This window comes from Mesorhizobium sp. IMUNJ 23033, assembly GCF_044778005.1.
GTDB lineage: Bacteria > Pseudomonadota > Alphaproteobacteria > Rhizobiales > Rhizobiaceae > Mesorhizobium > Mesorhizobium amorphae_A.
Window position 1 is genome coordinate 641,443 of the sequence record NZ_JBJACT010000001.1, and the last position, 18,754, is coordinate 660,196.

The following is an 18,754-nucleotide window of genomic DNA, read 5'->3' on the forward strand; positions in this document are numbered from 1 at the left end:
GGAAAAATCCTAGATCAGTGCGATGTCCAAGCGAATCGCCGGTCCCGAGATCGAACGCCTGATCCAGCTCCTGGCCAAGGTGCCGGGGCTCGGTCCCCGTTCGGCCAGGCGTGCCGCCCTTCATCTCATCAAGAAGAAGGAGCAGCTTTTGTCGCCGCTCGCCGCCGCCATGGGCGAGGCGGCCGACAAGGTGCGCATCTGCACCACATGCGGCAATGTCGACACCTCGGATCCCTGCATGATCTGCACCGATCCGCGCCGCGACGCCGCCACGCTGATCGTCGTCGAGGATGTCTCCGACCTGTGGGCGCTGGAGCGGGCAGCCGCCATGAACGTGCGCTACCACGTGCTCGGCGGCACGCTGTCGCCGCTCGACGGCATCGGCCCCGAACAGCTCAACATCCGCTCCCTGGTAGACCGTGTGGCGGGTGGCGAGGTAAAGGAGGTGATCCTCGCCGTCAACGCCACCGTGGAGGGCCAGACCACGGCTCACTATTTGACCGATCAGCTTTCCGGCTTTGAAATTAAAGTCACTCGTTTGGCGCATGGCGTGCCGGTCGGCGGCGAGCTTGATTATCTCGATGAAGGCACGCTTGCTGCTGCGCTACGCTCGCGGACGGCGTTTTGACGCAACTGGCGGGGAGGATCTGTGATGGATGATTTTCCTGAAACGATTGCACTCCAATCTCTGAGGCTGGCTCTGCTTTCGTTGTTTGCAGCGCTTGTTGCCCTCATCCTCGTCACCCCCGCCTCCGCGGCAAAGATCGACGACCAGTTCTACGCCTGGCTGCAGAACGACCTCTGGCCCGAGGCCAGGGCCAAGGGCATCTCCAAGAAAACCTTCGACGAGGCCTTCATCGGCGTGAAGCCGAACCTCAAGCTGCCCGACCTTGTGATGCCCGGCGAGAAGCCGAAGACGCCGCAGAAACAACATCAGTCCGAGTTCGGGTCGCCCGGCGCCTATTTCGCCGAAAAGACCGTTCGCGCCGTCACGGCTGGCGGACGGACGCGCGAGGGCGCCAATGCGCGGGTGCTCGGATTGCTCGAGAAACGCTATGGCGTGCCGGGCGAGGTGCTGCTGGCGATCTGGGGTCGCGAAAGCGGCTTCGGCGCGGCCAAGATGCCTTACGACGCCTTCGAGGTGCTGGGCACCAAGGCCTTCATGTCGACGAAGAAGGATTTTTTCCGCACCGAGGTGCTGGCAGCACTTGAGATCGTCGAGCGCGGACTGGCTCCGGTCGCAGCGATGAAATCGTCCTGGGCCGGCGCGCTCGGCCAGCCGCAATTCATGCCAACTTCGTTCCTGAAGCACGCCGTCGACTTCGATGGCGACGGCCGGCCCGACATCTGGAACTCGGCGCCTGACGTGCTGGCCTCGATCGCCAACTATCTCGTCCATTATGGCTGGGTGAGGAACCGCGGCTGGGGGTTCGAGGTGACGGTGCCGCAAAAAGTCTCCTGCTCGCTCGAAGGACCCGACCAAGGCAAGAAGATCGCCGAATGGGTGGCGATGGGCATCAGGCGCGTCGGCACGAAAGCCTTCCCGGCAAGCGAATTGAAGGCCGAGGGCTTTCTCCTGATGCCGGCCGGGCGCAGCGGCCCGGCCTTCATCGTCACGCCCAATTTCTACGTGCTGAAGGAATACAACACCAGCGACCTCTACGCCCTGTTCATCGGCCATGGCGCCGACCGCATCGCCCATGGCGACTCGAATTTTGCCGGCAGTTGGGGGCCGGTCGGCGGCCTGCACCGCTCCGACATCGCCGCCCTGCAGCGGGCACTTGAGGCCGAGGGCTACGATGTCGGCAGCGCCGACGGCCTGCCCGGCTTCAAGACGCGCCGCTCAATCGGCAGCTGGCAGGCGAAAAACGGTCAGGCCGCAACTTGCTTCCCGGATGCCGGCTTGGTCGCGGCACTGAAGTAGCAGATTTTTCCCGATTGGCGGCATTGATTAGCCGGCATATGCGTCGACCCTTGCGGCCCATTCTGGTCCAATAAGCTGTCTTTCAAATCCTCGTTGCCGGCTCGGAAACCGCCGGGTATGGTGTTGACCAATTGGACAAAAACCACGACGCTAAAGGGTCATGGGGCCGTCGTTCGGCCCCGAAAGAATTCTGCAATCCTGAGCCGGGAACTCAGGTCAACAAACCAACAAAACAGGGAACGATCACCATGATGCTGGAAAAGTTTGCTCTCCGCTCACGCGCCCTGCTTGCAGGTGCGGCACTGTCCGCGCTGCTCGTAGCACCCGCGTTTGCCGTCACGCCCGCCGACACGCTGGTCGAAGGTCTTGCGATCGACGACATCATCTCCATGGATCCAGGCGAGGCGTTCGAACTGTCGACCGCGGAGGTCACCGGCAACACCTACGATCTCCTGGTCCGCCTCGACCTCAGCGACACCTCCAAGGTCAAGGGCGATCTTGCCGAAAGCTGGACCGTTTCCGACGACGGCCTGACCTACACCTTCAAGCTCAAGCCCGGCCTGAAATTCGCTTCCGGCACCCCGATCACGGCGGCCGACGTCGCCTATTCCTTCGAGCGCGCCGTCAAGCTGGACAAGAGCCCGGCCTTCATCATCAGCCAGTTCGGCATCAGCGGCGACAATGTCGGCGAGAAGGCCAAGGCCGTCGACGACACCACCTTCCAGTTCACCGTCGACAAGGCCTACGCGCCGAGCTTCGTGCTGAACTGCCTGTCGGCCACCGTCGCCTCGGTGGTCGACGCCAAGCTGGTCAAGGAACATGTCGCCGCGGTGACGCCGAGCGCCGACTACAAATGGGACAATGACTTCGGCAATGCCTGGCTGAAGACAGGGTATGCCGGTTCCGGCCAGTTCAAGCTGCGCGAATGGCGCGCCAACGAGGCCGTCGTCCTTGAACGCAACGACAATTACAATGGCGACAAGGCCAAGCTCGCCCGTGTCATCTACCGCAACATGAAGGAAAGCTCGGCGCAGCGCCTGGCGCTCGAGGCCGGCGACATCGACGTTGCCCGCAACCTCGAGCCAAACGATCTCGACGCCATCGCCAAGAACGCCGACCTCACCACCACCAGCGCGCCGAAGGGCACGGTCTACTACATCAGCCTCAACCAGAAGAACCCGAACCTCGCCAAGCCCGAGGTCCGCCAGGCCTTCAAATATCTGGTCGACTATGACGCGCTGAGCTCGACCATCCTCAAGGGCATTGGCGAAATCCACCAGACCTTCCTGCCGAAGGGCGTGCTCGGTGAATTGGACGAAAATCCGTTCAAGCTCGACGTCGCCAAGGCCAAGGAATTGCTGGCCAAGGCCGGCCTGCCCGATGGCTTCAGCGTGACCATGGACGTGCGCAGCAAGCAGCCGGAGACAGGCATGGCGGAATCGATCCAGCAGACGCTGGGCCAGGCCGGCATCAAGCTCGAGATCATCCCCGGTGACGGCAAGCAGACGCTGACCAAATACCGCGCCCGCAACCACGACATTTATATCGGCCAGTGGGGCCAGGACTATTTCGATCCGAATTCCAACGCCCAGACTTTCGCCTCGAACCCGGACAATTCCGACTCCGCCAAGATCAAGACGCTCGCCTGGCGCAATGCCTGGGACATCCCGGACCTGACCAAGCAAACCGAGGCAGCGCTGCTGGAGAAGGATTCGGCCAAGCGCGCCGACATGTACAAGGATCTGCAGAAGAAGATCCTCGACACCAGCCCCTTCGTCGTTATCCACCAGCAGCTGGAAGTGGCCGGCCTGCGCAAGAACCTCAAGGGATTTGCGCTCGGCCCGAGCTTCGACGCCAACTTCGTCGGCCCGGTCTCCAAGGAGTAACGCTGGCGGACGCGCCGCATGAGTGCGGTTGAAAACGAAGTGGCGGCGGGGCGCGGCAGCGCCCGTGCCGTCGCTATCGCATCATCGATCGGCCGCTTCCTGGTCATTGCGATAACGACCTATCTCGGTCTTCTCGCAGTGACCTTCTTCATCGGCCGTGTCATTCCGATCGATCCGGTGCTGGCGGTGCTCGGCGACCGGGCGCCGGCCAATGTCGTCGAGCGGACGCGCCGCGAGATGGGGCTCGACCTGCCGCTGATCGAGCAGTTCTACATCTACGTGAAAGGCGCGCTGAACGGCAATTTCGGCACCTCGGTGCTGACCACCAACCCGGTGATGACCGACATCCGCCGCGCCTTTCCGGCGACCATCGAACTGGCGACGCTCGGCACGCTGATCGGTTCCGTCATCGGCGTGCCATTAGGCGTGCTGGCGGCAGTCCGGCGCGGCAGCCTTATAGACCAGATCGTGCGCATCATCGGCCTGATCGGCTATTCCGTGCCGATCTTCTGGCTGGGCCTGCTCGGGCTTGTCCTGTTTTACGCCAAGCTGCAGTGGGTGGCTTTCCCGGCGCGGCTCGACGTCGTCTACGAATACACCTTCACGCCGATCACCGGCTTCTATCTCCTCGACGCGGCGATGCAGGGGCAGTGGGATGTCTTCTACGACGCCTTTCGCCACATCATCCTGCCGGCCTCGCTGCTCGGTTACTTCTCCCTCGCCTATATCAGCCGCATGACGCGCTCCTTCATGCTGAACGAGCTTTCGCAGGAATACATCGTCGCCGCGCGCGCCAAGGGCCTGTCGGAACGGCGCATCATCTGGGCCCATGCACTGCGCAACGCTGCGGTGCCGATGGTCACGGTGATCGCGCTCTCTTATGCCGGGTTGCTCGAAGGCTCGGTGCTGACCGAGACGGTGTTCTCGTGGCCGGGCATCGGCCTCTACATCACCAATTCGCTGCAGAACGCCGACATGAATGCCGTGCTCGGCGGCACCATCGTCATCGGCTCGGTCTTCATCGCCATCAATCTTTTCTCCGACCTGCTCTACCGGGTGCTCGATCCAAGGACCAAGGCAGGATGAGCGCGGAAGCAATCCAGAGCCGGCGCGACTGGCTGCTCAGCGATCGGCCGGCCTCGCGCATGCAGGCAAGGCTAGGCCGTGCCTATGTGGCCTGGCGGCGCTTTTCCGCCAACCGGCTGGCATTTGTCGGGCTGCTCATCATCATCGGGCTGCTGGTGGTCGCGGCCTTCGCCGACGTGCTGGCGCCCTATTCGCCGACCATTGGCGACCTCAAGGGCTCTCGCCTGCTGGCGCCAAGTGCCGCGCACTGGTTCGGCACCGACGATCTCGGCCGCGACATCTATTCGCGCATCATCTACGGCTCGCGCTGGACGCTCTACGTCGTCGTTCTCGTCGCCATCATCGCGGCACCCATCGGCCTGCTGGTCGGCACCGTCGCCGGCTATGCCGGCGGCTGGACCGATGCGATCCTAATGCGCATCACCGACATCTTCCTCGCATTCCCCAAGCTGATCCTGGCGCTGGCATTCGTCGCCGCCCTTGGCCCCGGCATCGAGAACGCGGTGCTGGCCATCGCCATCACCTCATGGCCGCCTTACGCCCGCATCGCGCGCGCCGAAACGCTGACGGTGCGCAATTCGGACTACATCAAGGCGGTGCAATTGATGGGGGCCTCGCCGTTCCGCATTGTACTCCGCCACATCATGCCGCTCTGCATCTCCTCGCTGATCATTAGGGTGACGCTCGACATGGCCGGCATCATCCTGACAGCCGCCGGTCTCGGCTTCCTCGGCCTCGGCGCGCAGCCGCCGCTGCCGGAATGGGGCGCCATGATCGCATCCGGCCGCCGCTTCGTGCTCGACCAATGGTGGGTGGCGGGCGCGCCGGGCTTCGCCATCCTCATCGTCAGCCTCGGCTTCAACCTGCTCGGCGACGGCCTGCGCGACGCGCTCGATCCTCGGAGTGGCGACCAATGAGCACGCTTCTCGAGGTCGACGACCTGCGCGTCAACTTCCCGACCCGGACCGGCCTGGTCCAGGCGGTGCGCGGCATTTCCTTCTCGCTCGGCCGCGAGCGGCTCGGCATCGTCGGCGAGAGCGGCTCCGGCAAGTCGCAGACCGGCCGCGCTATCATGGGCTTGACGCCGCCGCAGGCTGAGGTGACAGCGAAAAAACTAACCTTCGACGGCATCGATCTGCTGGCGGCGCCGGCCCGCCAACGCCGCGCGCTGCGCGGCAAACGCATCGCCATGATCCTGCAGGATCCGAAATATTCGCTCGACCCGGTGATGAGCATCGGCCGCCAGATCGTCGAGACGCTGCGCACGCATGAGAAGGTCGGAAAGGCCGAAGCGCGCGACCGCGCGCTCGCCATGCTGGAGGCGGTGCAGATCCGCGATCCCGCCCGCGTCTTCGACCTGCATCCGCACGAGGTCTCGGGCGGCATGGGCCAGCGCGCTATGATCGCCATGATGCTGATCGCCGGCCCCGAGATGATGATCGCCGACGAGCCGACCTCGGCGCTCGACGTCACCGTGCAGCTCGACGTGCTCGGCATCCTAGACAAGCTGGTCAGCGAACGCGGCATGGGGCTGATCTTCATTTCGCACGATCTGCGCCTGGTCTCCTCCTTCTGCGACCGGGTCATCGTCATGTATGCCGGCAAGGTGGTCGAGCAGCTGAAGGCGTCGGAATTGCGCGACGCGCAGCATCCCTACACGCGCGGCCTGCTCAACTGCATGCCGAGGATCGGCTTCGAACGACACCCGCTGCCGGTGCTCGACCGCAAGCCGGAGTGGGCGGCATGAATGCGGCTCTTTCCATCGACGGACTGGAAGTGGTCTTCGACCGCTTTCGCGCGCTGAAGGGCGTCAGCCTCGAAGTCAAATCAGGCGACTCCTACGGGCTGGTCGGCGAGAGCGGTTCCGGCAAGTCGACGCTGCTGAAAGCCATCGCCGGGCTGGTACCAGCCGCATCCGGAACCATCGCCGTCAACGGCAAGACGCTTGGGGCGCACCGCGACAAGGCCTTCTACCGCGAGGTGCAGATGGTCTTCCAGGACCCCTATGGCTCGCTGCACCCACGCCAGACGGTCGACCGCCTGCTGCAGGAGCCGCTCGCCATCCACGGCTTTGCTGATGGCGAGAAGCGCATTCAGCGCGCGCTGGACGAGGTGGGCCTCGGAACCGGTTTCCGCTTCCGCTACGCGCACCAGCTTTCCGGCGGCCAGCGCCAGCGCGTGGCGATCGCGCGCGCGCTCATTCTCGAACCTTCGATCCTGCTGCTCGACGAGCCGACCTCGGCGCTCGACGCCTCGGTGCAGGCCGAAGTGCTCAACCTGCTGGAAGAGATCCGGCGGCGGCGCAAGCTCACCTTCCTGATGGTCAGCCACGACCTCGCCATCGTCACCCATATGTGCGAGCGGCTGATGGTGATGCAGAATGGCGAGGCGGTGGAGAACCTTACAGCGAGCCAGCTTATCGGCCACAGGGTGACCAAGGATTACACACGCAATCTGCTCAGGGCGAGCGAAGGGTTTGTGAGAACTGCTTGAGTTCGTCTTCCTGCGCATGACCAACGGTATTCGGGGGAAAAGGGAACCTTTTCGTACGCGTATCGGCCGGTTGGCTAAGCGCAGGCCGGCACAGCCTCCGGCGCGCGGCAGCAGGCCCAATCGCCCGGCAATGCTGCCGACTTGAGGAAAACGTGAAATAAGGTCAGAAGAGGTCTGTAACAGCCAGCAACGAGAACGGGCGCCGACCCGATGAGGGATGAAATGAAGAATTCAGCCATTTCCGAGCGCAAGAACCAGTCGATTTCACGCGGCGTCGGCATGACGACGCAGATCTATGCCGACCGCGCCGAGAATTCGGAGATCTGGGATGTCGAGGGTCGCCGCTACATCGACTTTTCGTCGGGCATCGCCGTCGTCAACACGGGCCACCGCCACCCCAAGGTGATCGAGGCCGTCAAGGCGCAGCTCGACCGCTTCACCCACACCTGCCACCAGGTGGTGCCGTATGAGAGCTATGTGCGGCTGGCCGAGCGGCTGAACGGGCTGCTGCCCGGCAAGTTCGACAAGAAGACGATTTTCGTCACCACCGGCGCCGAGGCGGTGGAGAACGCCATCAAGATCGCCCGCAACGCCACCGGCCGTCCGGCGGTCATCGCCTTTTCCGGCGGCTTCCACGGCCGCACCTTCATGGGCATGGCGCTGACCGGCAAGGTCGTGCCCTACAAGGTCGGCTTCGGCGCCATGCCGGCTGACGTCTTCCACGCGCCGTTCCCGGTGCCGCTGCATGGCGTTTCCGTCGCCGATTCGCTGGCAGCGCTCGACCGCCTGTTCAAGGCCGATGTCGACCCGGCCCGCGTGGCCGCCATCATCCTCGAGCCCGTGCAGGGCGAGGGCGGTTTCTACGAAGCGCCACGCGATTTCATGGCGGCGCTGCGCAAGATCTGCGACCAGCACGGCATGCTCTTGATCGCCGACGAGGTGCAGACCGGCTTTGCCCGCACCGGCAAGATGTTCGCCATGGATCATCACGAGGTCGCCGCCGACATCACCACCATGGCCAAGAGCCTGGCCGGCGGCTTCCCGCTGGCGGCGGTCACCGGCCGCGCCGAACTCATGGATGCGCCGGGCCCCGGCGGCCTCGGCGGCACCTATGGCGGCAGCCCGATCGGCGTCGCCGCCGCGCATGCTGTGCTTGACGTGATCGAGGAGGAAAAGCTCTGCGACCGCGCCAATGCGCTCGGCGCCCGGCTGAAGCAGCGGCTGCAGTCGTTCCGTGACGATGTGCCGGAGATCGTCGATATCAGAGGCCCGGGCTTCATGAACGCGGTCGAGTTCAATGATGTGAAGAAGGGCCTGCCGTCGGCCGAGATCGCCAATGCCGTCAGGCTGAAGGCGCTGGACAAGGGCCTGATCCTGCTCACCTGCGGCGTCTACGGCAATGTCATCCGCTTCCTGTCGCCGATCACCATCCAGGACGGCGTCATGAACGAAGCGCTCGATATTCTGGAAAGCTCGATCCGCGAAGCGCGCGCCGCTTAACCAGCCGCTCGGGCAGGTTCGGCCTGGAAGGCGGCGAGCGCCGCCTTCAATCCATCGGGACCTGCCGCGACAGTCTGCGGCGTCGGCGAGAAGCCGGCGCCGAGCATCTTGCGGCCGAGCATATGGTCGCCCGGCCGGTTGACCGATTCGATGCCGAGCAGCCGGTTGGCCGCATAATGGTAGATCGAAAACTTGTCGTTGATGTCACCCAGCACGACATGGCTGTCGCCGCCCGACGTCAGGCCGACCATCTGCAGCTTCATGTCGCCAATGTCGGACCAGAACCACGGCACCGCCGAATAGGCGTCCGCATGGCCGAGCACGGTGCGCGCGGCGAGCCGCGCCTGGTCGGTGGCGTTCTGCACCGATTCCAGGCGCACGTCGGCGCCGGTGAACCAGTGCCGGTAGGACGCAGCGTCGCCGATCGCGAGAATCTCGGGCATCGAGCTGCGCATCTGTTGGTCGACGCGGATGCCGTTGGCGGTCGCGATGCCGGCCGCCTCGGCCAGTTCGACATTCGGCACCACGCCGATGCCGATGATGACCATCTGCGCCGGCAGTCGTTCGCCGTCGGAGGTCACGGCGCCCGACACATGGCCGTCTTCACCTTCGAGCCGATCTATGGTGGTTCCGGTGAGGATGCGCACGCCGGTCGCTTCCAGCCGCTGCCGGACATGGCTGGCGATGACCGGCGCCACCGCCCGGCCAAGCAGCCGATCGACGGCTTCGACCACGGTTATTTTGCGGCCGGCCGCTCTCAGCGTCGCCGCGATCTCCAGGCCGATGAAGCCGCCGCCGAGGATGACGACATCCTCGCTTTGCGAACTCAACTCGCGGATCAGGCGGGCATCGGCGATCGAACGCAGCGACAACACGCCGGCAAGTTCCGAACCCGGCAACTTAAGAATGCGCGGCCGCGAGCCGGTCGCCAGGATCAGCCGGTCGAAGCCGAGCGCGCCTCCGCCTGATATCTCCAGCCTGCGGGCGTCGGCATCGATAGCGTCGATCCGGACGCCCGGCCTGTAATCGACGGCGCTGCCGGTGTAAAAAGCCTCGCCACGCAAAGGCTGCGGCTTTGCATCCTGGTCCTTGATGAAGGTCTTCGACAGCGGCGGCTTGTGGTAGGGCAGCTCGTTTTCGTCGCCGATCAGGATAACCGGTCCGTCATAGCCCTCTTCGCGCAAGCTTGCGGCCGCTTGCACGCCCGCATGCCCCGCACCGACAATGACCACACCGTTCTTCATAGCAATCCTGCTTTTCCCATCAAATCTAGGCTGTTGCGCCAAGTGGCGATTGTCCGCCGCCGCCGCAAGACCCCCGATCCGGGTCGCACCGGGAATGGTCGCCTGTCAATCGCCGTGTTTCTAGCGGCATAAGAGCTTAAAGTTGACAGTCGTAGTTTAGAATAATTCTAAACTGTTGTTTCAATTGAATTTTCTGATGCGTGCCAGTTGACTTCCGCCCCCTTCGCCGCTTTATGGAGGCTCGCGCGTCAGCGCATCCCTTTGATGTCTGGGCCTTGAACCCTTTCGATTGGAGGCATTTAGGTGTCTTTCTTCCGCGAACCGCGCAATGGCGCGGCGTTACTTGTGTCCTGCGGCATGCCTGTGCCCTGGCACCGGTCGGCACGCACGCCTTTTCCCGAATTCCCAATGAACTGGAGAACAATGATGACAGCACGATATGGCGGCAGGCTGGCTGCGATCGGCGCAACGGCTCTGTTGACGGCGGCGGTGTTTGTGCTGCCGGCCAAGGCGGAAACCGACGCCAAGGCGGTCATCAAGACCTATGCCGACATCGCGCTCGCCAAATACGAGGATTCGCTGACCACCGCGCAGGCGCTCGACAAGGCTGTCGACGCGCTGCTCGCCAAGCCCTCGGTGGACACGCTGAACGCCGCCCGCGAGGCCTGGAAGGCATCGCGCGTTCCCTACCAGCAGACCGAGGTCTACCGCTTCGGCAACAAGATCGTCGACGACTGGGAGGGCAAGGTGAATTCCTGGCCGCTGGACGAAGGCCTGATCGACTATGTCGCCAAGAGCTACGGCACCGAGTCCGACACCAATTCGCTCTACACAGCCAATGTGATCGCCAACAAGGAGATCGAGATCAACGGCAAGAAGGTCGACGCCTCCAAGCTGTCGCCGGAATTCCTCTCCGGCACGCTGCAGGAGGCAGGCGGGGTCGAGGCCAATGTCGCGACCGGCTACCACGCCATCGAATTCCTGCTCTGGGGCCAGGACCTGCACGGCACCGGTCCCGGCGCTGGTGAGCGGCCCTACACCGACTATGACCTCGCCAACTGCACCGGCGGCAATTGCGACCGCCGCGCCGAATACCTGAAGTCGGCGAGCGACCTTCTGGTTTCCGACCTGCAGGACATGGTCAACGACTGGAAGGAAGACGGCGCCGCCCGCAAGAACCTCGTTGACGGCGAGCCGAACACAGCCATCACCGCGATCTTCACCGGCATGGGCTCGCTGTCCTATGGCGAGCTGGCCGGCGAGCGCATGAAGCTCGGCCTGCTGCTGCACGATCCCGAAGAGGAGCACGACTGCTTCTCCGACAACACCTACAACTCCCATCACTACGACGCCATCGGCATCCGCGCCGCCTATCTCGCCAGCTACACGCGCCTCGACGGCACCGTCGTTCAGGGGCCTTCGGTGCACGACATGGTCAAGGCGGCCGATCCGGCGATCGACAAGGAGCTGTCGGACAAGCTGGATGTCTCCATTGCCAAGATGGAGGCCATCAAGGCGCGCGCGCTGGCCGGCGAGGCCTATGACCAGCAGATCGCTGAAGGCAACACCGAGGGCAACGCCACGGTGCAGGCGGCGATCGACGCGCTGATCGACCAGACCAAGTCGATCGAACGCGCCGTCGGCTCGCTGAAGCTCAACACCATCGCCTTCGAGGGTTCCGACAGCCTCGAGGCGCCGGACAAGGTGTTCAAGTAGGATCAAAAAAGTACCAGCCAAACGGCGCGGAAGCGCCGTCAGCCAGAGCAAACTATGCTGATCTGCCATTGCAACATTATCACCGAGAGGGAGATCGAGCAGTCGATCGTCGAGCTGCTGGACCAGGATCCCTGGCAGCTTATCGTGCCGGCAAAGGTCTATCATGCCATGCACAAGCGCGGTCGCTGTTGCGGCTGCTTCCCAAATGTGGTGGAAACGATCATTCGGGTAACCGAGAACTACCACGCCCGCTCGGAGGCGAGCGGCGTGGATATCGTTTCACACCTGGATCGCGTCAGAGGCCTGCGCATCCAATACGGGAGCAGAACCCATGAAAGGCGAAAAGCAGATCATCGAGCGGCTTAACGAGGCTCTTTTTCTGGAGCTTGGCGCCGTCAATCAATATTGGGTCCATTTCCGGCTGCTCGAAGATTGGGGATACGCCAAGCTGGCAAAGAAGGAACGCGCCGAATCGATCGAGGAGATGCACCATGCCGACAAGCTCGTGGCCCGCATCATCTTCCTCGAAGGGCATCCGAACCTGCAGTCCGTGGCGCCGCTGCGCATCGGGCAGAACGTCAAGGAAGTGCTCGAATCCGATCTGGCCGGCGAGTATGACGCGCGCACCGCCTACAAGCGCTCGCGCGAGATTTGCGAAGAAGCAGGTGACTACGTGTCGATGAAACTGTTCGAGGAATTGCTGTCCGACGAGGAAGGTCACATCGACTTCCTCGAGACGCAGCTCGACCTGCTTGCCTCGATCGGCGAGGAAAAATACGGCCAGCTCAACGCCGCATCGGCCGACGAGGCGGACTAAGGACATGCGGGAATGCGGCGCCCCGTAGAAGTCTTGCGCCGCTTGCGGCGGGCCGGAGATCATGGCCCGTCGCTCCAGAAGACCCCGCGATATCAGCTGTTTCGCGGGGCTTCGTTTGCACTCGTGGTCACGCTTTCGGCGTCGGCCCTGGCCGGCGCACCGGAACCGGTGGGCCTGGCGACGAGCCGCACTGATCTGACGCCGAAGGATCAGGCGCGCGTCCTTGCCGTCACACGGCCGACCTCGGATTTCTCCAAGCCCGAGCAATTCGAGCTGATGCAGGGCGGCGCCGGAACGTCGCGCAAGGACGCCAATCGCGACGCCTTCTCGCAATCCTCCGCCAACATCACCTTCGAGGAAGAAGGCACGTTCAAGCTCGGCAATGCCCTCTTCCGCAAGAACTGGGTCTCGGCGCCGTCCTCGACCCAGGCTTCGGACGGGCTTGGCCCGCTGTTCAATGAGCGCGCCTGCCAGAATTGCCATCTGAAGGACGGTCGCGGCCGTCCGCCGGAAGGAGACGTCGGCTCCACCTCGATGTTCCTGCGGCTGGCGCGCGATGCCAGCACCTCGGAAGAAAGGGCTGAGATCGCCGACCACAAGGTGCTCAATTTTCCCGACCCGGTCTACGGTTCGCAACTGCAGGACCTCGCCGTTCCCGGTCTGCGCGGCGAAGGCAGGATGCATGTCGCCTATCAGGAACAAAAGGTGACGCTCGGCGACGGCAGCGTCGTTTCGCTGCGCAAGCCCAGCTATTCGGTCGATGGCCTGGCCTACGGGCCGCTCGATCCGCACACCACGCTGTCGCCGCGCATCACGCCGCCGATGATCGGCCTTGGCCTGATCGAGCAGATCGCGCCGACAGATATCCTCGCCCATGCCGATCCGGAGGACCGCGATGGCGACGGCATTTCCGGCAAGCCCAACATCGTGCGTGACGGCCGAAGCGGCCAACTGACGCTCGGCCGCTTCGGCTGGAAGGCGCAGTCGCCATCGATCCGCGAGCAGGCCGCCGACGCTTTCTCCGGCGACATCGGCATCTCGACGCCCGAGATGCCAAAAAGCGAGGGCGATTGCACCACGGCCGAGAAGGCATGCCTTGCCATGCCGAATGGCGTGCAGAAGCGCCTCGGCCCGGTCGAGGCGCCGCCACCGGTCATGGACCTGGTCACCTTCTATTCGCAAAACCTTGCCGTCCCGGCGCGGCGCGACCTCGACACGCCGCAAGTGCTTGCCGGCAAGAAGCAGTTTTACGAAATGGGCTGCATTTCCTGTCACACGCCAAAATTCGTCACCCTTCGCGGCACGCCGAACAAGGCGCAAGCCTTCCAGTTGATCTGGCCCTATTCCGACTTTCTGCTGCACGACATAGGCCCTGATCTGGCCGACGGGCAGGCAGTCGGCGAGGCGATGGGCAGCGAATGGCGCACGCCGCCGCTGTGGGGCATCGGCCTCACCCGGACGGTCAACGGCAACTCTTTTTTCCTGCATGACGGGCGCGCGCGCACGCTCCCCGAGGCGATCCTCTGGCATGGTGGCGAGGGCCGGAAGGCGCGCGACCGCTTCGCCGCCGCCGATGCGGCCGATCGCGATGCGCTGGTCAAATTCCTGGAGTCACTCTGATGCCGAAGCGTTTTTTGCTTGCTCTCGTTCTTCCGCTGGCGATGTCCGGAGTTACCCCGGCATCGGCTGAGGTGAAGGCTACCGACGTAATAGAGCGCGCGATCGACGGATTTGTCCGCCCGGCCTATGCCAGTCTGCATCGGCACGCTGAGACCTTGACCAAATCGATGCGCAATCTGTGCGATGCGCCGTCGCAAAGCGCCCTCGATGCGGCGCGTGCCGAATATTCGGCCACGGTCGAGGCCTGGTCGGTGGCCGAGATCATCGGCTTCGGGCCGATCAAGGAGAGCAACCGGCTGGAACGCATGCTCTATTGGCCGGACCGCAAGAGCATCGGCCTGAAGCAGGTGCAGGCGGCACTCGCCGGCAAGGACCCGACCGCCACCGATCGGGTACAACTGGCCGGCAAGAGCGTCGCCATGCAGGGGCTCGGGGCGCTTGAGTTCGTGCTCTATGGCGACGGCGCCGAAGCCCTCGCCGACAAGGACGACCCCTACCGCTGTGCCTACGGCGCGGCGGTCGCCAGCAACATCGAAACGATGGCCGCCGACGTCGACGAGGCCTGGAAAAAGCCCGATGGGTTTGCCTCACTCTGGGCCAATCCGGGACCGCAAAACCCGCTCTACCGCGACGGGACCGAAGCGGTGACCGAACTGGTGGGCGTGTTCATCAACGAACTCGAAATGGTCCGAGACGTGCGTCTCAAAGGCTTCCTTGGCGGCAAGCCGGATGCGGACAAGCCCAAGCTGGCCATCTTTTGGCGCTCGCAAAGCACCGCCACGTCACTCGCCGGAAATCTCTCGGGCATGGATACGCTGTTCCAGGCTTCGCAACTTGGCGATGCACTGCCGGAAGACGCACGTTGGATGGCCGATTCGATCCATATCCAGCTGGTCAACGGCGTCGCGACAGCGAAATCTATCCAGGGTCCGATCGACAAAGCGCTCGCCGATCCGGCGCTGCGCGAAAAACTCGACCATTTCGCGCTGATCACCTCCAGCCTGACGACCTTGATCGGCACCAGGCTGACCGCCGAATTCGGCCTGACCGCCGGCTTTTCCTCGCTGGATGGAGACTAATCATGAAGACGCCGCTGATCGACCGCCGGGATTTCCTCAAAGCCGCAGGCGCGGGCTTCATCGCTGCAATGGCACCTCAGGCCTGGGCTAACACGCTTGGCACGGATGCTGTCTTTGCCACCGCCTTCGTCAAACGCGACGGCAGCTATGGCGCTGCGGTGCTGTCCGAGGCCGGCAAGCTGCTGCACGCCATCGACCTGCCCGATCGAGGCCACGACGTCACCTTCGATCCGGTGTCGAAGCGCTCGATGGTTTTTGCCCGGCAGCCCGGCACCTTCGCCGTGGTCTTCGACCACACAGGCCGCGACAAGCCGCTGACCATCGCCAGCATCACCGGCCGCCACTTCTTCGGCCATGGCGTGTTCTCGACCGACGGGGCGCTGCTTTACGCCACCGAAAATGATTTCGACAACGCCGCTGGCGTCGTCGGCGTCTATGACGCGCGCGCGAAATTCAGCCGCATAGGCGAGTTTCCGACCTATGGCATGGGGCCGCACGAGCTCTTGCTGCTGGGCGACGGCAGGACGATCGCCGTCGCCAATGGCGGCATCGAGACGCATCCGGACTACGGCCGCGCCGAGCTCAACATCGCGACGATGAAGCCGTCCTATGTGCTGGTCGACCGCATCACCGGCGATCTCATCGAAAAGCACGAATTGCCGGCAGCACTGCACCAGCTGTCGATCCGCCACATGGATGCAGATCCGTCCGGCACGGTCTGGTTCGGCTGCCAGTATCGGGGGCCGGGCACCGATCGTCCGCTGCTGGTCGGGCGGGCCGCGCGCGGCAAGGAATTGCAACTGCTCGACATGCCGCAGGATGTGCTCTCCGGTTTCCGCAACTATATAGGTTCGGTCGCCGCCAATCCTGCTGCGGGCACGGTCGCCGTCTCCTCGCCGGAAGGCAATTCGCTTGCCGTCATCGACGCTGGGAATGGCCGTATCGTCGCCACCAGGGCGCTGGTCGAGGTCTGCGGCCTGGCGCCGGATGGTTCGGGCTTCATGGCGACGACGGGTGCCGGCGAGATCGTCGAGGGCAATGGCACGAAGCGCTCCGAGCCTGATTATGTCTGGGACAATCACATGCTGCGCATCGAGCAGGCTGCATAGGCAGCGGCCCGGAGGCCGACGGATCTGGACCCTGGCCGAAGCGAAGCCGCTTAACAATTGTGCACCATCCCCCTTGCGGCGGCGGGCCATGGCGGGCACAGGGAATTGTTTTTCAACCCTGGGCGTTAACCAGACACCATGAAGTTGCTTGCCATCGACTGTGCCGCCAGTCTCTGCGCCGCCTGCGTCTATGACGCGGCGGTCGGTAGCGAGCTTGGCCGCCAGGTGCTCGATCTCGGCAAGGGCCATGCCGAGCACCTGATGTCGGTTATCGATGCGGCGCTGAAGGCCACCGGGACCGGATATCCCGGCCTTGGCGCCATTGCCGTCTCCATCGGCCCGGGATCCTTCACCGGCCTGCGCGTCGGCGTGTCGGCCGCGCGAGGCCTGGCGCTGGCGCTGAAAATCCCGGCAATCGGCGTAACGACGCTGGAAGCACTGGCGGCGGAGGCGGCGACGATGTTTCCGGGCCGGCCGGTGCTGGCCGCGCTCGATGCCGGACGCGACGAGATCCATGCTGCTCTGTATGATAAAGCGTCAGTTTTGACTTACGGTCCGGCAGCGACGACACTTTCTCAGGCCGCCACCATGGCGGTGGACATGTCTGCGGTGCTCGCCGGTACGGCTGCCCGGCAAATTGCGGCATCGGCCGGCCCCGCCTTCGACATCGGCTCGACCGCGGCCACTGCCGACATCGCCGTCTATGCGAGGCTGGCCGCAATCAAGGGGCCAGGTGAGAAGCCAAAACCGCTCTACCTTCGTGGTGCCGACGCCAAGCCGCAGGCTGGCTTTATTTTACCGAGGCAGCAACCCTGATGCGCATTCCTTTCTTTCACCCGCGCCGCAGGGACTATGCGCTCGAACCGCTGACGGTTGCCGATAGCCCCGCTGCCTCGGCGCTGCACCAGGAGGATTTTGTCCGACCCTGGACCGACGGCGAGTTTGCCTCGCTGCTCGAGCAGGACACGGTGTTCGGCTATGCTGCGCGCGAGACCGGACAGGGCTCCAAGCCGCCGGTAGGCTTCGTGCTGGCGCGGCTGGCCGCCGGCGAAGGCGAGATCCTGACCGTCGCCGTCGCCCGCTCGCATCGCCGTCAGGGCCTTGGCTGGCAGTTGATGGATGCGGTCCTGCGCGAATTGCACGCGCAGCGCGCCGAGGCGCTTTTCCTCGAGGTCGACGAGACCAACGTGGCGGCCATCGCGCTTTACCGGCGGCTCGGCTTTCGCGAAGTCGGCAAGCGCGCCAACTATTACAGATCGGCGGAGCACGGCCCGACCGGCGCGCTTGTCATGCGCCGCGATCTTCGCTAGCCAGACGCCGCATGACCCCGAAAATCGGATCCGATTTTCGGAAAGGATCATGCGGCAAATTCAAATTAGAGTGTTACAGCGTCCTTTGCGCGTCCAAAAAGGACGCGCGGCGCTGTAACGGCAGGGCCGGCGAATGATCAAGAAATTTAGGATTTTCGCGGCGCTGGCCCTCGTCGCCACCGGTACGCTGATCTTCGCGCCTCTGCAGATACTGTCGATGAAGACCGGGCTCTGGCCGGAGACGTTCATCCTGAAGATCTGGCACAGGATGATCGCGAGGGCGCTGGGATTGCGTATCCATGTCAAGGGAGAGCTGTCGACCAAGCGCCCCCTGCTGGTTGCGTCCAACCACATCTCCTGGACCGACATCATGGTGCTGGGGTCCATGGTCGATGTGAAATTCATCGCCCGCGCCGATATGGAAGGCTGGCCACTGATCGGCATGCTGTCCAAACTGCAGCGCACCGTCTTCATCGAGCGCGAGCGCAAGCGCACGTCGGGCGAACAGGCGAGCGAGATCGCCGGTCGCATGGCCAAGGGCGATGCCATGGTGCTGTTTGCCGAAGGCTCGACAGGTGACGGCAACCTGGTGTTGCCGTTCAAGAGCACGCTGTTCGGCGCCGCCTCGATGGCGATCGCGGAAGGCGCGACGGAACAGGTTTTCATTCAGCCGGTGGCAATCGTCTACACGCGGTTGCACGGCGTGCCGCTCGGCCGCCGCCACCGGCCGATCGCCGCCTGGATCGGCGACGAGGATTTGATGCCGCATCTCAAGGTGCTGCTGGCCGAAGGTGCTCTAGACGTCGAGGTCCATTTCGGTGAACCGATCGCCTTTGCCAAGCGCTCGAACCGCAAGGAGACGGCAAGGCTGATGGAAGCCAGGGTGCGCGAGATGGTGCAGGCGGCCCTCGCCGATCCGCGCCCGAGTCGGTAGGCTGAAAGCGCTAGGCCAGAATCGTCTGTTTTTTGT

Annotated in this window: 18 protein-coding genes; 17 read left to right on the top strand and 1 reads right to left on the bottom strand. The window is 63.9% G+C overall.

The window, feature by feature from the left end:
• Nucleotides 1–22 precede the first annotated feature (22 nt).
• The 8 genes from recR to ACFX5Q_RS03055 all read left to right on the top strand — a co-directional run bounded on the left by recR (nucleotide 23) and on the right by ACFX5Q_RS03055 (nucleotide 8,889).
• On the top strand, nucleotides 23–628 hold the full coding sequence (recR, locus tag ACFX5Q_RS03020) for a recombination mediator RecR (RefSeq protein ID WP_006199390.1): 606 nt from the start codon (nucleotides 23–25) through the stop codon (nucleotides 626–628).
• 24 nt (nucleotides 629–652) lie between these two features.
• Nucleotides 653–1,924 (top strand): lytic murein transglycosylase, encoded by a 1,272-nt coding sequence (locus ACFX5Q_RS03025; RefSeq protein WP_404275239.1) that lies wholly within the window; start codon nucleotides 653–655, stop codon nucleotides 1,922–1,924.
• A gap of 248 nt (nucleotides 1,925–2,172) precedes the next feature.
• Entirely contained in the window at nucleotides 2,173–3,810 is a 1,638-nt protein-coding gene (locus ACFX5Q_RS03030) for an ABC transporter substrate-binding protein (protein WP_404275241.1), read from the top strand.
• 18 nt (nucleotides 3,811–3,828) lie between these two features.
• Entirely contained in the window at nucleotides 3,829–4,896 is a 1,068-nt protein-coding gene (locus ACFX5Q_RS03035) for an ABC transporter permease (protein ID WP_404275243.1), read from the top strand.
• The gene (nikC, locus tag ACFX5Q_RS03040; RefSeq protein ID WP_404275244.1) at nucleotides 4,893–5,813 is read left to right on the top strand and encodes a nickel transporter permease; all 921 of its coding nucleotides are present in this window, start codon (nucleotides 4,893–4,895) and stop codon (nucleotides 5,811–5,813) included. The genes ACFX5Q_RS03035 and nikC overlap by 4 nt, the downstream gene beginning before the upstream one ends.
• Nucleotides 5,810–6,643, top strand: a complete 834-nt coding sequence (locus ACFX5Q_RS03045; RefSeq protein ID WP_404275245.1) for an ABC transporter ATP-binding protein — start codon at nucleotides 5,810–5,812, stop codon at nucleotides 6,641–6,643. The genes nikC and ACFX5Q_RS03045 overlap by 4 nt, the downstream gene beginning before the upstream one ends.
• Nucleotides 6,640–7,389: an ABC transporter ATP-binding protein gene (locus tag ACFX5Q_RS03050; RefSeq protein WP_404275246.1), complete on the top strand. Its 750-nt coding sequence runs from the start codon at nucleotides 6,640–6,642 to the stop codon at nucleotides 7,387–7,389. The genes ACFX5Q_RS03045 and ACFX5Q_RS03050 overlap by 4 nt, the downstream gene beginning before the upstream one ends.
• Nucleotides 7,390–7,611: 222 nt before the next feature.
• Nucleotides 7,612–8,889, top strand: coding sequence for a 4-aminobutyrate--2-oxoglutarate transaminase (locus ACFX5Q_RS03055; RefSeq protein ID WP_404275249.1), 1,278 nt, complete (start codon nucleotides 7,612–7,614; stop codon nucleotides 8,887–8,889).
• Here ACFX5Q_RS03055 and ACFX5Q_RS03060 read toward each other — a convergent pair.
• Nucleotides 8,886–10,133 (bottom strand): NAD(P)/FAD-dependent oxidoreductase, encoded by a 1,248-nt coding sequence (locus ACFX5Q_RS03060; RefSeq protein ID WP_404275250.1) that lies wholly within the window; start codon nucleotides 10,131–10,133, stop codon nucleotides 8,886–8,888. The genes ACFX5Q_RS03055 and ACFX5Q_RS03060 overlap by 4 nt on opposite strands.
• Nucleotides 10,134–10,559: 426 nt before the next feature.
• On the opposite strand from ACFX5Q_RS03060, the gene ACFX5Q_RS03065 reads away from it, so the two are divergent.
• The 9 genes from ACFX5Q_RS03065 to ACFX5Q_RS03105 all read left to right on the top strand — a co-directional run bounded on the left by ACFX5Q_RS03065 (nucleotide 10,560) and on the right by ACFX5Q_RS03105 (nucleotide 18,718).
• A complete protein-coding gene (locus ACFX5Q_RS03065; RefSeq protein WP_404275251.1) occupies nucleotides 10,560–11,849 on the top strand; it encodes an imelysin family protein in 1,290 nt (429 codons plus the stop codon).
• Between the two features lie 54 nt (nucleotides 11,850–11,903).
• Nucleotides 11,904–12,215, top strand: a complete 312-nt coding sequence (locus ACFX5Q_RS03070; protein WP_404275253.1) for a (2Fe-2S)-binding protein — start codon at nucleotides 11,904–11,906, stop codon at nucleotides 12,213–12,215.
• Nucleotides 12,181–12,666: a bacterioferritin gene (gene bfr / locus ACFX5Q_RS03075; protein ID WP_065518165.1), complete on the top strand. Its 486-nt coding sequence runs from the start codon at nucleotides 12,181–12,183 to the stop codon at nucleotides 12,664–12,666. The genes ACFX5Q_RS03070 and bfr overlap by 35 nt, the downstream gene beginning before the upstream one ends.
• A 12-nt stretch (nucleotides 12,667–12,678) precedes the next feature.
• Nucleotides 12,679–14,286 carry a di-heme oxidoredictase family protein gene (locus ACFX5Q_RS03080; RefSeq protein WP_404275255.1) on the top strand — a complete coding sequence of 536 codons (1,608 nt, stop codon included), beginning with the start codon at nucleotides 12,679–12,681 and terminating at the stop codon, nucleotides 14,284–14,286.
• The gene (locus ACFX5Q_RS03085; protein WP_404275256.1) at nucleotides 14,286–15,365 is read left to right on the top strand and encodes an imelysin family protein; all 1,080 of its coding nucleotides are present in this window, start codon (nucleotides 14,286–14,288) and stop codon (nucleotides 15,363–15,365) included. Before ACFX5Q_RS03080 ends, ACFX5Q_RS03085 begins: the two co-directional genes overlap by 1 nt.
• Before the next feature lie 2 nt (nucleotides 15,366–15,367).
• Complete coding sequence (locus ACFX5Q_RS03090; RefSeq protein WP_404275258.1) at nucleotides 15,368–16,474, top strand: DUF1513 domain-containing protein; 1,107 nt, start codon at nucleotides 15,368–15,370, stop codon at nucleotides 16,472–16,474.
• A gap of 138 nt (nucleotides 16,475–16,612) precedes the next feature.
• Nucleotides 16,613–17,290 carry a tRNA (adenosine(37)-N6)-threonylcarbamoyltransferase complex dimerization subunit type 1 TsaB gene (tsaB, locus tag ACFX5Q_RS03095; protein ID WP_404275260.1) on the top strand — a complete coding sequence of 226 codons (678 nt, stop codon included), beginning with the start codon at nucleotides 16,613–16,615 and terminating at the stop codon, nucleotides 17,288–17,290.
• Nucleotides 17,290–17,784, top strand: a complete 495-nt coding sequence (rimI, locus tag ACFX5Q_RS03100; protein ID WP_404275261.1) for a ribosomal protein S18-alanine N-acetyltransferase — start codon at nucleotides 17,290–17,292, stop codon at nucleotides 17,782–17,784. Before tsaB ends, rimI begins: the two co-directional genes overlap by 1 nt.
• 133 nt (nucleotides 17,785–17,917) lie before the next feature.
• Nucleotides 17,918–18,718 (top strand): lysophospholipid acyltransferase family protein, encoded by an 801-nt coding sequence (locus tag ACFX5Q_RS03105; RefSeq protein ID WP_404275262.1) that lies wholly within the window; start codon nucleotides 17,918–17,920, stop codon nucleotides 18,716–18,718.
• Nucleotides 18,719–18,754 lie beyond the last annotated feature (36 nt).

What these genes read in the sequence shown, in the direction of transcription:
- ACFX5Q_RS03025 (WP_404275239.1), top strand. Translation starts at nt 653, where the DNA reads ATGGATGATTTTCCTGAAACGATTGCACTCCAATCTCTGAGGCTGGCT.
- ACFX5Q_RS03080 (WP_404275255.1), top strand. Translation starts at nt 12,679, where the DNA reads ATGCGGCGCCCCGTAGAAGTCTTGCGCCGCTTGCGGCGGGCCGGAGAT.
- ACFX5Q_RS03065 (WP_404275251.1), top strand. Translation starts at nt 10,560, where the DNA reads ATGACAGCACGATATGGCGGCAGGCTGGCTGCGATCGGCGCAACGGCT.
- ACFX5Q_RS03090 (WP_404275258.1), top strand. Translation starts at nt 15,368, where the DNA reads ATGAAGACGCCGCTGATCGACCGCCGGGATTTCCTCAAAGCCGCAGGC.
- ACFX5Q_RS03045 (WP_404275245.1), top strand. Translation starts at nt 5,810, where the DNA reads ATGAGCACGCTTCTCGAGGTCGACGACCTGCGCGTCAACTTCCCGACC.
- ACFX5Q_RS03055 (WP_404275249.1), top strand. Translation starts at nt 7,612, where the DNA reads ATGAAGAATTCAGCCATTTCCGAGCGCAAGAACCAGTCGATTTCACGC.
- nikC (WP_404275244.1), top strand. Translation starts at nt 4,893, where the DNA reads ATGAGCGCGGAAGCAATCCAGAGCCGGCGCGACTGGCTGCTCAGCGAT.
- tsaB (WP_404275260.1), top strand. Translation starts at nt 16,613, where the DNA reads ATGAAGTTGCTTGCCATCGACTGTGCCGCCAGTCTCTGCGCCGCCTGC.
- ACFX5Q_RS03105 (WP_404275262.1), top strand. Translation starts at nt 17,918, where the DNA reads ATGATCAAGAAATTTAGGATTTTCGCGGCGCTGGCCCTCGTCGCCACC.
- ACFX5Q_RS03060 (WP_404275250.1), bottom strand. Translation starts at nt 10,133, where the DNA reads ATGAAGAACGGTGTGGTCATTGTCGGTGCGGGGCATGCGGGCGTGCAA.
- ACFX5Q_RS03035 (WP_404275243.1), top strand. Translation starts at nt 3,829, where the DNA reads ATGAGTGCGGTTGAAAACGAAGTGGCGGCGGGGCGCGGCAGCGCCCGT.
- rimI (WP_404275261.1), top strand. Translation starts at nt 17,290, where the DNA reads ATGCGCATTCCTTTCTTTCACCCGCGCCGCAGGGACTATGCGCTCGAA.
- ACFX5Q_RS03030 (WP_404275241.1), top strand. Translation starts at nt 2,173, where the DNA reads ATGATGCTGGAAAAGTTTGCTCTCCGCTCACGCGCCCTGCTTGCAGGT.
- ACFX5Q_RS03070 (WP_404275253.1), top strand. Translation starts at nt 11,904, where the DNA reads ATGCTGATCTGCCATTGCAACATTATCACCGAGAGGGAGATCGAGCAG.
- ACFX5Q_RS03085 (WP_404275256.1), top strand. Translation starts at nt 14,286, where the DNA reads ATGCCGAAGCGTTTTTTGCTTGCTCTCGTTCTTCCGCTGGCGATGTCC.
- recR (WP_006199390.1), top strand. Translation starts at nt 23, where the DNA reads ATGTCCAAGCGAATCGCCGGTCCCGAGATCGAACGCCTGATCCAGCTC.
- bfr (WP_065518165.1), top strand. Translation starts at nt 12,181, where the DNA reads ATGAAAGGCGAAAAGCAGATCATCGAGCGGCTTAACGAGGCTCTTTTT.
- ACFX5Q_RS03050 (WP_404275246.1), top strand. Translation starts at nt 6,640, where the DNA reads ATGAATGCGGCTCTTTCCATCGACGGACTGGAAGTGGTCTTCGACCGC.